The following is a 12,450-nucleotide window of genomic DNA, read 5'->3' on the forward strand; positions in this document are numbered from 1 at the left end:
GGGGTCAGGAGCTCCACATGGCGGTGTTCTGGCGTTCGGCGCCGAGGTGGATGTCGTGGGATTCGCCGATGACCTTGCTCATCCCGGAGACGGCGGTGGCCATGCGCTGGGCGGCGAGTTTCCATTCGCGGGACTTCTGTTCGTAGGCGTTGCGGGCGTCGCCGTCCCATTCGGCCAGGTGGGCGCGGACCTGGCTGTCGAGGGTGTCCAGGACGGCCTGGTAGCTCTTGAGGGCGCTGGTGAAGTTGGCCTGGGCGTTCTGCATGCCGCCGAAGTCGACGTAGGTGTAGTCGGTGCTCATCGCGGGTCCTCCGGTGTCGTGTGAGGGGGTCTTCAGCCGTTGACCAGGCCTTTGAGGGTGTTGACGCGGGCGGTCTTGTTCTGTTCGGCGGTCTGGTACTTGGCCTTGGTGTGCACGAGTTTGTCGTGGATGAGGTCCAGGTCTTTGAGGACCTTGGCGAACTCGGTCTCGAACAGGTTGTAGACCTGGGTGAACGCGGTCGAGGACTCGCCCTTCCAGGCGGCCTGCAGTTCGGCGTGGTGGGTGTTGAGCTGGTTCTTGATCTGGCCGATCTGGCCGTGGGCGTCCTGGACGTTGCCGGCCGCCTGCTGCATGTGCTGGCGGTTCACCGATGACCGGTTGCTCATCGCCGTTCTCCTTCGCCTCGGTGGTACGGGCGTCACGGGGGTGATGCTCGTGCGTACCGGTGGAAATCCCCATCTGTCCGATACGGCTACACGCCCCGTGACAACGAGCAAGATGAAGCGTAGAGACCGGTGATTCCGCCTGTCCATCAGGTATGTCACCTGTGGATAACTATGGTCGGCGAGACGTGTGGGGCTGATCAGGCAAAGGGGTCAAGAGGCTGATCGGTTCCGTCCAATTGTGGTCAGAATTGAACGGTTTGTGGCGGCCGTTGTCGTCAGTGGATGATGACGTGGTCGGTGGGGGCGTTCTTGTCGGTCGTCCAGCCGTCGTGGCCGGCGTTGGACTGCCAGTGGCGGCCCGCGTAGCGGACCTCCTTGAGGCCGTAGACCTGGGCGTGCGTGACGGCCCAGGCGGCGACGGCCCAGCCGCCGCGGGCGTTGGTCACCTTGACGCCGTTCCAGGAGTCCGGACGGGACGGGGCGCCCGCGGTGAGCGGGCCCGGGCCGTCCACCTGGAGGCGCGGGCCGAAGGCGCGGCGCATCTCGCGGATCGCGTCGGGGCGGCGGGACTCGGTCTGCTTGTCCGGCGGGTACCAGCAGCGGGCCCCGGCGGGCTGGCGGCCGGTGAAGACCTGGGCGAGGAGCTTGCCGTCCGGTTCGTGCTGGGCGTAGGCGCGGCCGTCGGCGCTGTGCTGGACGCGCTGGGCGGCGTCGTGCACGTCGCGGTCGAGGTAGTCCTTGACCTTGACCAGGGCGTCGAAGAACTTGCTCGTGGACTGGACGGGGTCGCGCAGCTTCGCGGGGCTGCCCCAGCCCTGCGAGGGGCGCTGCTGGAACATGCCGACGGAGTCGCGGTCGCCGCTCGGCAGGTTGCGGATGTGCGACTCCTGGATCGCCGTCGCGTAGGCGATCACGGCGGCGCGTTCGGGGAGCTGCTTGCGGAACGCGACCGCCGAGATCGTCGAGGCGTTCGCGGCCTGGTCGAGGTCCAGCGGCATCTTCGACGTCCCCACGGCGACCTCGCAGCCCGACCCGTGCAGGTAGGGGCGCGCCCGGTCGAACGCGATGTAGCCGCCCACCCCCAGCACGAGGACGAGGGCCGCCACGACGAACGGCCAGCGCCGCCGGCGGCGCCCGCCGCCGCCCGAACCCTGTTCGGGGCGCGTCCTCAACCTCGACCAAACAGCCACGCGAAGAAGGTACCGGGAACCGGCCACCAGTAAGCTCAAGGACCATGACGGAAACGTTCACCAGCCCGATTTCCCAGGTCATCGACGAGCTGTGGGAGCGGCGCGCCGAGCTCGGGCCGGACGACGCCGACGCGCGGGCGGCGATCGTCGCCGCCGTCGACCAGCTCGACGCGGGGGAGGCGCGGGTCGCCCGGATCGATCCGGCCACCGACGAGGTGGTCGTGGACGAGCGCGCGAAGCGGTCGATCCTGCTGAGCTTCAAGGTCCTCGGGATGGTGCGTTCGCAGGTCGGCGACTTCCAGTACCACGACCGGATCCCGCTGAAGACCCGGTTCGACGGGGTGCGGGTGGTGCCGGGCGCGATCGCCCGCTGGGGCGCCTACCTGGCGCCGGGCGTGGTGCTGATGCCGTCGTTCACCAACTTCGGCGCGTACGTCGACTCCGGGACGATGGTCGACACGTGGGCGACCGTCGGGTCGTGCGCGCAGATCGGGAAGAACGTCCACCTTTCGGGCGGTGTCGGGATCGGGGGCGTGCTGGAGCCGCCGAACGCCAAGCCCGTCGTGGTGGAGGACGAGGCGATGATCGGCAGCCGCTCGATGATCGTGGAGGGGGCGCGGGTCGGGAAGGGCGCCGTCGTCGGCTCCGGGACGAACCTGTCGGCGTCCATGCCGGTCATCGACGTCGAGACGGGCGAGGAGATCAGCCGGGGCCGCATCCCGGACTGGTGCGTCGCGGTCGGCGGCACCCGCTACAAGGAGTTCAAGGGCGGGACGTTCGGTCTCCCGGCGGTGCTGATCCTGAAGCGCCTCGACCCGGGGCAGCGGCATGACAAGGCGTCGCTGAACGACATCCTGCGCGACCACGGCATCAACACCTGACGCGGCGGTGCGTGTGGGGCCTCCTGCGGCAACAGGAGGCCCCGTGCCAATCGTCCCCGCCCGAGCCATCAGACGGATGCATCGATCGGGCCGTCCGGCCGGGATCCGCGAGCGGTCCCCGGCGTCATGGACGACATGCCCAAGGTAAGTCCGTGCGGGCGTCGTCCGGCAAGCCCCTCCGGCGCGGAAACCGCCCGGTCGCGGGCTGGCTCTCTCGTCATGCCGCCTGACCTGCGGATATGTGCCGCCGTCGTTCGGTTTCGTTGTTCCCGATATTTGTTCACCCGGTGCAAGTACATCTGCTCGTTAGCTCGGGCGAATCCTCGAACAACCAGAGCTTGACGCGGACGCGGGAGATCGGGTAGTCGCCGGGCCCGGCAGACTCCGAACAACGCAAATGCCCCGAATGCTTCCGAGCCGCAGCGCCGTCCGCCACGATGAATCTTGAGACGGGAACCGGACGGACCCTCCGCGGCGGCAACCGCGCGGCCCGGCCCCGCCCGTCGAGATCCATGACCCGCCCGAGCCATCGAACGAGTGAATCGAAAGAGGTTCATCGGTGAACCCTCCGCACCAGAGCGCCTTGCAGGGCGCGCACCGGCGGCACGCGCTCATCCGGATCCTGCTGCTCGTAGTGATCGTCGTCCTCGTCCTCAAGGGGGTCGATCCGTACGGGGCGGTCTTCGTCGCGGCCTACGCCGGTTCGGTGCTGACCGAACTGGTCGTCCGCCGGCGGAGCCGCACGCGGCACGCGCACCTGTCCGCTCGCGCCGCCGGTGAGCTCTGACCCGCAGACGCCACCGGCGGCGCCCCTCGCAAGGGTGCCTCCATGCCGAGACAAGAGAATCCCCTCGACCCGACCGAGAACCCGGTCGCGGCGTTCGCGGTCAGGCTGCGCCGCCTGCGCGCCGAGGCGGGAACGCCGACCTACCGCGCCATGGCCGCCCGGTCGTACTACGGCTACACCACGCTGGCCGAGGCCGCTTCCGGGCGCCGCATGCCCAGCTGGGAGATCACCCGCGCCTATGTGCGGGCGTGCGGCGGAGACCTGGCCGTCTGGGAGCGGCTGTGGCGCGAGACCGCCGAAGCCATCGGCCCTTCGCGTGACTCGCGGCACGGCAAGGGCGGGGAGCGGTCACCGCCGCAGCCGTCGCCGGAGCCGGACCAGGACCAGGACCAGGACCAGGACCACGGTTCCGCTTCCGAGGACGTCGCGGTGGACCCCGCCCGCGCCGGCACGCTGCCCGAACTGATGGGGATGCTCGACGGGCTGCGTGCCAGGGCGGGGCTGAGCCTGCGCATGCTCGTCGAGCGGTCCCGCGACGAGCCGGGCCATGGCACGGCCCCGGTTCTGGCGCGGACGACCGTGGCCGACTTCCTGCAGGGCTCCCGGCCTCCCCGGCTCCAGGACGTCCTGCGGGTGGTGGAGCTGTGCGGCGGGACCGCCTCGGACCTCCGGGCGTGGGAGACCGCCTGCGACCGCCTTCTGCCGGTGGAGCAGGCTCCGCCGGCAGAAGGCGGGCCGGCCGAGGGCGATCAGGCCGGCGGACCGATCGACTACTCGCGGCGCGGCGGTCCCACGGTCCTGCGCATCCTGCTCGGCGCCCAGTTGCGGCGGCTGCGGGAGGAGCGCGGCATCTCCACCGACCGGGCGGGCTACGAGATCCGCGGTTCGCACTCCAAGATCAGCCGGATGGAGCTGGGACGCGTCGGGTTCAAGGAGCGTGACGTCTCGGACCTGCTCACGCTGTACGGGGTGAGTGATCCGGCGGAGCGGGCGTCGTTGCTGGAGCTGGTCAAGAAGGCCAACGCGCCGGCCTGGTGGCATCGGTATGGCGATGTGCTGCCGAGCTGGTTCGAGGTCTATCTCGGGCTGGAGGAGGCCGCGTCGCTGCTGCGGACCTATGAGGTGCAGTTCGTGCCGGGCCTGTTGCAGACCGAGGACTACGCGGAAGCGGTGGTGCGGCTCGGCTACTCCGACGCCTCCGATGAGGAGGTCGAGCGGCGCGTGCAGCTCCGCACGACGCGGCAGCGTCGGTTCGCCTCCCCGGGCGCACCGACGCTGTGGGCGGTGCTGGACGAGGCGGTGGTGCGCCGCCCGGTGGGCGGCTACGACGTCATGCGCCGCCAGGTCGAGCACCTCATCGCGATGTCGGAGCTGCCGAACGTCACGCTGCAGATCGTGCCGTTCGGGGCGGGCGGGCACGCGGCGGCCGGCGGCCCGTTCACCATCTTGCGGTTCGCCGAGCCGGACCTGTCCGACATCGTCTACCTGGAGCAGCTGACCAGCGCGCTGTACCTGGACAAGCCGACTGACGTCGACACGTATGTGCGCGTGATGAACGAACTCAGCATCAAAGCCCTCCACCCCAGGACGACGCGGCGGTTGCTGCTGGAGCTGCTGGACGGGGTCTGACCAGCGCCGCTAGCCGATCGGCGTTTCGGTGATCTTGAGGGGGCGGTCGGTGAGGACCGCGACGGACGCGGCGTAGCCGGGGCCCGGGGTGAGGTCGGCGAGGCGGACGGGGGAGACGGCCTTGTCGTCGTCCCAGGACAGCACCGCGGCGGGCTCGTCCGGGCCGGAGACGTGGATGGCCGTCATCGAGGCCGCCAGGCCGTGGCCGGTGGCCTTGAGCAGCGCCTCCTTGCGGCACCAGTACGAGTGGAAAGCGCGTTTGCGCTGGTCCGGGGGCATTTCCGCGAGGACGTCCCGCTCCGGGGCGCTGAGGACCATCGTGCCGAGCCGGTCGACGTCGCGGTCGCTCTCCCGCTCGACGTCCACGCCGACCTCCGGGCCGTCGGACAGGACGAGGACGACGCGGTCCCCGGAATGCGACAGCGAGAAGTCCAGGCCGGAGCCGGGGAGGCGGGGCTTGCCGTGCGCGCCGCCGCAGTGCGGGCAGTCGGTGGTGAACCGGATGCCGCCCGGCGCGAGGCCGGTCGCCTCCGACAGGACGGTGCGGGCCAGGAACCGTCCGGTGACGAACCGGGCCTTGTCCTCGGCGCGCAGGAACCGCTCGTAGCGGTCGCGCTCACCCGCGTCCAGAAGGTCGCGCATATGCGGTTCGTCCGCCGGGACCGCCCAGTGGACGGCGCACTCGAGCACAGGCATCTCCACGTCCGCGATCATAGGCCGCGTACGCTTGCTGTCCATGCGGCTTGATCTGTTCTCGGACGTGGCGGACCTGACGGCGGCGATCGTCGACATCGAGTCGGTGAGCGGTGCGGAAGGGCCGCTCGCGGACGCCGTCGAGGAGGCGCTGCGCGCGCTTCCGCACCTCGCGGTGGAGCGCGACGGGAACAACGTGATCGCCCGCACCGGCCTCGGCCGCGCCGAGCGGGTCGTGCTGGCCGGGCACCTCGACACCGTCCCGCTGAACGGCAACCTGCCGTCCCGCATGGAGGGCGACCGGCTCTACGGCTGCGGGACGACCGACATGAAGAGCGGTGTCGCGGTCGCGCTGCGCCTGGCCGCGACCGTGACCGAGCCCACCCGCGACATCACCTTCGTGTTCTACGAGTGCGAGGAGATCGAGGCGGAGCGCAACGGGCTGCGGCGGCTCGCCGCGACCCGTCCCGAGCTGCTCGCCGGCGACTTCGCGGTCCTGATGGAGCCGACGGGCGCGCACATCGAGGGCGGCTGCCAGGGGACCATGCGCATTGAGGTGACGGCGAAGGGGGAGAGGGCGCACAGCGCGCGCGCCTGGATGGGGTCCAACGCCATCCACACCGCCGGGCGGATCCTCGACGTCCTGCGCGCGTACGAGCCCACCCGTCCCGTGGTGGACGCCCTGGAGTACCACGAGGGCCTCAACGCAGTGTTCATCCACGGCGGCGTCGCCGGAAACGTCATCCCGGACGAATGCGTCGTCACCGTCAACTACCGGTTCGCGCCCGACAAGTCCCTCGCCGAAGCGGAGGCGTACCTGCGCGAGGTGTTCGACGGCTTCGACGTCAAGGTGACCGACGCCGCGTCCGCCGCCCGTCCCGGGCTCACCCATCCGGCCGCCGCCGCGTTCGTGTCGTCCGTCGCGTCCGGTGGCACCGAGGTCCGCGCCAAGCTCGGCTGGACGGACGTGGCGCGCTTCTCCGAGCTGGGCGTCCCGGCGGTCAACTACGGCCCCGGCGAGCCGACCCTTGCCCACACCAAGGACGAGTACGTCGAGATGCCGCTGATCGCGGACTGCGAGAGCCGCATGCGCGCCTGGTTGACCGCCTAGGTCGTTGACCGCCTAGGTCGTTGACCGCCTACGCCGTTGACCGCCTACGCCGTTGACCGCCTGGGTCAGGGTGCCTTCAGCCCCTTGAGGATGACGTCGGCGTAGAGCTGGTGCGCGCCGGGCGGGGTGTTGGTGATGGCCATGGCCAGGCCGCACATCAGGGCCCGGAACTCGTTGACGCCGACGTCGGCGCGCAGGACCCCGGCCGTGTGCGCGCGGGCGAGCAGTGCGGCCACCTTGACCTGCAGGTCGTGGTTCTGGACGGGCGCGTCCTCCTCGAAGAGCTGCCCGACGTCGCCGAAGACCTCGCGCAGCCCCCGGTTGCGGACCATGATGTCGGCGCTGCGGCGCACGAACAGGACGACCCCGTCCCACGGGTCGGGCTCCGCCAGGGCGTCGGCCGCCTTGGCGGCCCCGTCGGCCATCCACTCGGCGGTCAGCTCGTCGATGAGCGCCTGTTTTGTCGGGAAATGGCGGTAGATCGTTCCGACGCCGACCCCGGCCCGCTTCGCGATGTCCTCCATCTGGGCCTCGTTGCCGGCCTCCTCGAAGGCGGCGCGCGCGGCCTCCAGGACGCGGCGCCGGTTGCGGCGCGCGTCGGCCCGGAGCGGCCGGGGACTTGACGGGGCGGTGGTCATCCCCTCCAGTCAACCACGGATTGACAAACGGAATCGAGCTTCCGTATCGTCCAGGGCCTGCAACCGGAACCGGAATTCGACTTCCATCTAGGAGCCGCGCATGGCCGCCCGGCAGCGGGGGCTCGCCCTCGCCCTGCTCGTCACCGTCCAGTTCGTGCTGGTGCTGGACGCCTCGATCGTCAACGTCGCGCTGCCGTCCATCGGCCGCGACCTGCACTTCGACCAGGCCGACCTGTCCTGGGTCGGCAACGCCTACACGCTGGCGTTCGGCGGGTTCCTGCTGTTCGGCGGCCGGGTCGCCGACCTCGCCGGACGGCGCCGGATGTTCGTCGCCGGGCTCGCGCTGTTCACCGCCGCCTCGCTGGCCGGCGGGCTCGCCCCCACGGCGGGCGCCCTCGTCGGCGCGCGGGCCGTGCAGGGCCTCGGCGCCGCGCTGGTCGCGCCCGCCGCACTCTCGCTGATCATGACGCTGTTCACCGACGGCCCGGAGCGCAACCGGGCGCTCGGCCTGTTCGGCGCGGTCGCGGGCGCCGGCGGCGCGGCCGGCGCGATCCTCGGCGGGCTGCTCACCGACGGGCTCGGCTGGGAGGCGGTGCTGTTCGTCAACGTGCCGATCGGCGCCGCCGCGATCGCGCTCGCGCCCGTCCTGCTGCCCGAGGCCCGCGACCAGCAGGTGCGCGGCTTCGACCTGCTCGGCGCCGCCGCGGTCACCGGCGGGCTCGCGCTGCTGGTCTACACGCTCGTCGACGCCAACAACGCCGGCTGGGACTCCGCGGCGACCTACCTGCGCGGCGCCGGCGCCGCCGTGCTGCTCGCCGCGTTCACCCTGGTCGAGGCGCGGGTGCGGCACCCGCTCGTCCCGCTCGGGATCTTCCGCGGACGGTCGCTGCGCGGCGGCAACCTCGCGGCCGTCCTCGCCACGATGGCGATCTTCCCGATGTTCTACGTGATGACGCTCTACCTGCAGCAGGTCAAGGGCTACGGGCCGATCCGGGCGGGGCTCGGGCAGCTGCCCGTCGCGGTCACCATGGCGTCCGGCGCCGGCGCCGGGTCCCGGCTGATCACCCGGTTCGGCGCGCGCGGCCCGCTGGCCGGCGGGCTCGCCGCGGTGGCCGCCGGGCTGGCGTGGTTCGCCGGGATGTCCGCCACCGGCCACTACGCGGCGGACGTCCTCGGCCCGGCGGTCGTGATGGGCCTCGGCGGCGGGCTGGTGTTCGTGTCGGTCACCATCGCGGCGACCGCGGGCGCCACGGCGGGCGAGTCCGGGCTCGCGTCCGGGCTGATCAACACGACGCAGCAGGTCGGCGGCGCGCTCGGGCTGGCCGTGGTGGTGGCGGTGTCCACGGCCGCGAGCGAGCACTCGTCCGCGCGGGTCCCCGCGGCCGCGCTCACCGACGGGTTCCAGGCGGGCATGCTCGCCGGCGCCGGGATCGCGCTCGCCGGGGCGCTGGCCGCGCTGCTGCTCGTCCCGGGCCGCCCGGCCGCGGGTTCCGAGGCGCCGCCCGTAACCGCGCCGCCGCCGAGCCGATCCGAAATCGGCGGCTGACGGTCGGCGCGCCGCACTACCTTGGCCCCATGACACGCGAAGTGAATCCCCGGACGCGCCGGCAGGGGCCGGCCATGCTGCGCGGACGCGCCGTCCCGCAGACCACCACCGACCAGCGGCTGCTGGACAGCCGCGGCCCGGTCGACTGGGTACACGCCGACCCGTGGCGGGTGCTGCGGATCCAGGCGGAGTTCGTCGAGGGCTTCGGGCTGCTGGCGGAGCTGCCGAAGGCGGTCAGCGTCTTCGGCAGCGCCCGCACCAAGCCGGGGTCGGAGGAGTACGAGATGGCCGTGGACATCGGCGCCCGGCTGCACGACGCCGGCTACGCGGTGATCACCGGCGGCGGCCCGGGGATCATGGAGGCGGCCAACAAGGGCTGCGACGAGAACGGCGGCCTGTCGGTCGGCCTCGGCATCGAGCTGCCGTTCGAGCAGAAGCTGAACGACCACCTCGACATCGGGCTGGAGTTCCGCTACTTCTTCGTCCGCAAGACGATGTTCGTGAAGTACTCGCAGGCGTTCGTGGTGCTGCCCGGCGGGTTCGGCACGCTGGACGAGCTGTTCGAGGCGATCACCCTCGTCCAGACCAAGAAGATCACCCGGTTCCCGATCGTGCTGGTCGGCACCGAGTTCTGGGGCGGGCTGATCGAGTGGGTCCGCAAGACGATGCTGCCGTCCGGGAAGATCTCCCCCGAGGACCTGGACCTGATCCACCTCACCGACGACCCGGACGAGGTCATCAAGACGATCGTGGACGCGCACCTCGAGGCCGAGCGACGCCTCCAGGAGCAGGCCGCCGTCCAGGCCGCCGGCGAGAGGGGCATCGACGGCACCTGACGCCGCGGCCTCCGGCCGGTTCCCGCCCCCCGCCGCCGCGGGACCCGGCCGGGCACCGGTGCTACGCGCCGAAGTAGTGGCCTTCTTCGAGGTCCGCGATGAGGCCCTGCTCGACGGGGTGCCAGTCCAGCCGCTTGCGGGTCAGGTCGCTGGAGGCGGGGATGTCCAGCGAGAAGACGCCGCCGACGAAGCCGAAGTGCCCGACGGCGTCCTCCGGCGGCAGCGACGTGACGGGCAGCCCCAGCCCGCGGCCGATGGCCCCGGCGATGTCCCGGACCGGGACGCCCTCCTCGCCGACGCCGTGCAGGACCGTTCCGGCCTGCGCGGACTCCAGGGCCAGCCGGTACAGGCGGGCGGCGTCGAGGCGGTGCACCGCGGCCCACCGGTTCGAGCCGTCGCCCGGGTAGGCGGAAACGCCCTTGTCCCGGGCGGCCGCGATCAACCACGAGACGAACCCGCGGTCGCCCCTGCCGTGCACCGACGACGGCAGCCGCAGCGCCGAGACCCGCACGTCGCGCGCGGCGAGCGCCAGCGCGTCCCGCTCCGCCGCGTGCCGGACGGCCGCGAACGAGTCGGGATCGGGCGTGCTCTCCTCCGTCGCGACGCGGCCCGGGGTCAGCCCGCCGGTCCCCGACGTCATGACGAACGGCTTGCCGGATCCGGCGAGGGCGTCGCCGATCGCCGCGATCACGCGCCGCTCGATCGCGACGGCGGACGCGAAGTCGGAGAAGTCGTGGTGGAACGCGGTGTGGACGACCCCGTCGGCCGCGGCGGCCGCGCGGGCCAGGCCGTCGGGGTCGTCGAGGTCGCCGCGGTGCACGCCGGCGCCGGCGGCCTCCAGCGCGGCCGCGGACGCGTCCGAGCGGGCGAGCCCGGTCACCTCGTGACCCGCGTCCATCAGCTCGCGGACGACGGCGCTCCCGATGAATCCGGTCGCGCCCGTGACGAAAACGCGCATGGTCTGCTCCTTGAACGCAACGATGGGACCGGCCCGACAGAGGCACCGGGACGGTGCAAGGCCGGTATCCCCACCCTGCGCGCCGCAGTCGCCCCACCTCCAAAGCCTGTTCCGTACAGCGCGATACGAATCAGGCATCACCGCACGTCAGGAGCCTGATCAACCGACTCGCCGCCGATCCGGACGGATACGCTGACCGTATGTCCGATTCGCCGCAGCCTCCGGTGGACCTCGACCTGCGGCTCGTGCGGTACTTCACCGCCGTCGCCGACCACCGGCACTTCGGCCGCGCCGCCGAGGCCCTGCACATCACCCAGCCGTTGCTCAGCCGGCAGATCCGGCAGCTCGAACGGCAGATGGGCGCCCGGCTGTTCGACCGCACGCCGCAGGGCACCCGCCTGACCGAGGCCGGGGAGGTGTTCCTTCCGCCGGCCAAGGCCCTGCTGCGCTCGTCCGCCAAGGCGGTCGCCCGCACCCGCGCCGCCGCCCGGCCCAGCCGCGTCACGATCGGGTACACCAGCGGCCTCATCGTCACCCCGGCGGTGCAGGAGCTGCGGCGCCTGCACCCGGACGCGGACGTGCGGGTCGTGCACCTCGACTGGAAGGAACCGCGGCGGGCCCTGCTCGACCACCGCGTGGACGCCGTCGTGACCCGGCTGCCGTTCCCGACCGGCCGGCTGCGCGTGACGATCCTGTACGACGAGCCCCGCGCCCTCCTCGTGTCCGCCGACCACCGCCTGGCCGGCCGGGAGTCGGTGACGGTCGACGACATCGCCGACGAGCCGCTGCCGCGGGTCCCCGGCGCCGACCCGGCCTGGAGCGCCTTCTGGCGGCTCGAACCGCGGCCCGGCGGGCGTCCGGTGCCGGACGGCCCCCTCCTGGACGACCTCGAGGACAAGTTCGAGTTCGTCGCCGCCGGGCAGGCCGTCGCGATCGCCGCGGGCACCGGCGGCCACCGGCTGCGGCCCGACCTCGTCATGGTCCCCCTGGAGGGGGTCGATCCGAGCCATGTCGTGCTGGCGACCCGCGCCGGCGACCGCTCGGGCCTGGTCGCCGCCTTCCGCAAGTGCGCCGAGGCCCGCCTGACCGGCCCTCCCGAGGCGGCCGGCTAGCTGTACTCGGTCATGACGTTGGTGACAGGCGGCTGGTGGGTGGGTGGCCGTCGAGTGCGGTGTGTGGGCGTTGGGTGTTGTAGTAGTTCAGCCAGGGTGTCAGGCGGTGGGTGCGTTGGGTGTTGGTGGTGAAGACTTGCTGGTAGGCCCATTCGGTGGCCAGGGTGCGGTTGAAGCGTTCGACCTTGCCGTTTTGCCAGGGGCAGTGCGGGCGGATGAGTTTGTGGCGGGCGTGCAGGTCGGCTAGGGCGGCGGCGAAGTCGCGGCTGTGGCGGTAGCACCAGGCGTTGTCGGTCAGTACCCGCTCGATGCGGGTGATGCCGTGGGCGGCGAAGAAGTCGGCGGCGCGGTGCAGGAAGCCGGCCGCGGTGGGGCCTTTCTCGTCGGGGTGGATCTCGGCGTAGGCGAGTCGGGTGTGGTC

14 protein-coding genes are annotated in these 12,450 nt (G+C 72.0%); 7 read left to right on the plus strand and 7 right to left on the minus strand.

Translation table 11 applies throughout. The annotated features are described in order from the left end of the window. Positions 1-4: 4 nt before the first annotated feature. From F9B16_RS28815 to F9B16_RS28825, 3 genes are all read right to left on the minus strand, one after another. A complete protein-coding gene (locus tag F9B16_RS28815) occupies positions 5-301 on the minus strand; it encodes a WXG100 family type VII secretion target (protein ID WP_151543353.1) in 297 nt (98 codons plus the stop codon). Positions 302-333: 32 nt separating this feature from the next. Continuing rightward, a complete protein-coding gene (locus F9B16_RS28820) occupies positions 334-648 on the minus strand; it encodes a WXG100 family type VII secretion target (protein WP_192808790.1) in 315 nt (104 codons plus the stop codon). Positions 649-923: 275 nt separating this feature from the next. After that, on the minus strand, positions 924-1,838 hold the full coding sequence (locus tag F9B16_RS28825) for a hypothetical protein (protein WP_225992022.1): 915 nt from the start codon (positions 1,836-1,838) through the stop codon (positions 924-926). Positions 1,839-1,882: 44 nt separating this feature from the next. On the opposite strand from F9B16_RS28825, the gene F9B16_RS28830 reads away from it, so the two are divergent. From F9B16_RS28830 to F9B16_RS28840, 3 genes are all read left to right on the plus strand, one after another. Then, complete coding sequence (locus tag F9B16_RS28830) at positions 1,883-2,719, plus strand: 2,3,4,5-tetrahydropyridine-2,6-dicarboxylate N-succinyltransferase (protein ID WP_151543355.1); 837 nt, start codon at positions 1,883-1,885, stop codon at positions 2,717-2,719. 559 nt (positions 2,720-3,278) lie between these two features. After that, positions 3,279-3,506 (plus strand): hypothetical protein, encoded by a 228-nt coding sequence (locus F9B16_RS28835; RefSeq protein ID WP_151543356.1) that lies wholly within the window; start codon positions 3,279-3,281, stop codon positions 3,504-3,506. Between the two features lie 765 nt (positions 3,507-4,271). Next, positions 4,272-5,135: a helix-turn-helix domain-containing protein gene (locus F9B16_RS28840; RefSeq protein ID WP_151543365.1), complete on the plus strand. Its 864-nt coding sequence runs from the start codon at positions 4,272-4,274 to the stop codon at positions 5,133-5,135. A 9-nt stretch (positions 5,136-5,144) separates the two neighbouring features. On the opposite strand, the gene F9B16_RS28845 is transcribed toward F9B16_RS28840, so the two are convergent. Beyond that, on the minus strand, positions 5,145-5,831 hold the full coding sequence (locus tag F9B16_RS28845; protein ID WP_151543366.1) for a 4'-phosphopantetheinyl transferase family protein: 687 nt from the start codon (positions 5,829-5,831) through the stop codon (positions 5,145-5,147). 40 nt (positions 5,832-5,871) lie between these two features. Between F9B16_RS28845 and dapE the strand changes: the two genes are divergently transcribed. After that, the gene (gene dapE, locus F9B16_RS28850; RefSeq protein ID WP_151543357.1) at positions 5,872-6,939 is read left to right on the plus strand and encodes a succinyl-diaminopimelate desuccinylase; all 1,068 of its coding nucleotides are present in this window, start codon (positions 5,872-5,874) and stop codon (positions 6,937-6,939) included. A 65-nt stretch (positions 6,940-7,004) separates the two neighbouring features. On the opposite strand, the gene F9B16_RS28855 is transcribed toward dapE, so the two are convergent. Next, positions 7,005-7,577: a TetR/AcrR family transcriptional regulator gene (locus tag F9B16_RS28855; RefSeq protein ID WP_151543358.1), complete on the minus strand. Its 573-nt coding sequence runs from the start codon at positions 7,575-7,577 to the stop codon at positions 7,005-7,007. A 100-nt stretch (positions 7,578-7,677) separates the two neighbouring features. Between F9B16_RS28855 and F9B16_RS28860 the strand changes: the two genes are divergently transcribed. Together F9B16_RS28860 and F9B16_RS28865 are read left to right on the plus strand one after the other, a co-directional pair. Beyond that, positions 7,678-9,123, plus strand: a complete 1,446-nt coding sequence (locus F9B16_RS28860) for an MFS transporter (protein ID WP_151543359.1) — start codon at positions 7,678-7,680, stop codon at positions 9,121-9,123. A gap of 29 nt (positions 9,124-9,152) precedes the next feature. Next, positions 9,153-9,959, plus strand: coding sequence for an LOG family protein (locus tag F9B16_RS28865; protein ID WP_192809048.1), 807 nt, complete (start codon positions 9,153-9,155; stop codon positions 9,957-9,959). A 61-nt stretch (positions 9,960-10,020) separates the two neighbouring features. Here the strand turns inward: F9B16_RS28865 and F9B16_RS28870 are convergent, their stop codons facing one another. Continuing rightward, positions 10,021-10,917: an SDR family oxidoreductase gene (locus F9B16_RS28870; protein WP_151543360.1), complete on the minus strand. Its 897-nt coding sequence runs from the start codon at positions 10,915-10,917 to the stop codon at positions 10,021-10,023. Positions 10,918-11,117: 200 nt separating this feature from the next. On the opposite strand from F9B16_RS28870, the gene F9B16_RS28875 reads away from it, so the two are divergent. Continuing rightward, positions 11,118-12,029: a LysR family transcriptional regulator gene (locus F9B16_RS28875; RefSeq protein ID WP_151543361.1), complete on the plus strand. Its 912-nt coding sequence runs from the start codon at positions 11,118-11,120 to the stop codon at positions 12,027-12,029. Between the two features lie 10 nt (positions 12,030-12,039). On the opposite strand, the gene F9B16_RS28880 is transcribed toward F9B16_RS28875, so the two are convergent. Next, positions 12,040-12,450: integrase core domain-containing protein (locus tag F9B16_RS28880; protein WP_151543362.1), on the minus strand; the 411-nt coding region annotated here is incomplete at its 5' end.

This window comes from Actinomadura montaniterrae (assembly GCF_008923365.1).
Classification (GTDB): domain Bacteria; phylum Actinomycetota; class Actinomycetes; order Streptosporangiales; family Streptosporangiaceae; genus Spirillospora; species Spirillospora montaniterrae.

Bases quoted from the DNA above. Each gene is read 5' to 3' on its own strand.
- F9B16_RS28815 (WP_151543353.1), bottom strand. From the start codon at position 301: ATGAGCACCGACTACACCTACGTCGACTTCGGCGGCATGCAGAACGCC.
- F9B16_RS28820 (WP_192808790.1), bottom strand. From the start codon at position 648: ATGAGCAACCGGTCATCGGTGAACCGCCAGCACATGCAGCAGGCGGCC.
- F9B16_RS28830 (WP_151543355.1), top strand. From the start codon at position 1,883: ATGACGGAAACGTTCACCAGCCCGATTTCCCAGGTCATCGACGAGCTG.
- F9B16_RS28845 (WP_151543366.1), bottom strand. From the start codon at position 5,831: ATGCCTGTGCTCGAGTGCGCCGTCCACTGGGCGGTCCCGGCGGACGAA.
- dapE (WP_151543357.1), top strand. From the start codon at position 5,872: ATGCGGCTTGATCTGTTCTCGGACGTGGCGGACCTGACGGCGGCGATC.
- F9B16_RS28855 (WP_151543358.1), bottom strand. From the start codon at position 7,577: ATGACCACCGCCCCGTCAAGTCCCCGGCCGCTCCGGGCCGACGCGCGC.
- F9B16_RS28860 (WP_151543359.1), top strand. From the start codon at position 7,678: ATGGCCGCCCGGCAGCGGGGGCTCGCCCTCGCCCTGCTCGTCACCGTC.
- F9B16_RS28865 (WP_192809048.1), top strand. From the start codon at position 9,153: ATGACACGCGAAGTGAATCCCCGGACGCGCCGGCAGGGGCCGGCCATG.
- F9B16_RS28870 (WP_151543360.1), bottom strand. From the start codon at position 10,917: ATGCGCGTTTTCGTCACGGGCGCGACCGGATTCATCGGGAGCGCCGTC.
- F9B16_RS28875 (WP_151543361.1), top strand. From the start codon at position 11,118: ATGTCCGATTCGCCGCAGCCTCCGGTGGACCTCGACCTGCGGCTCGTG.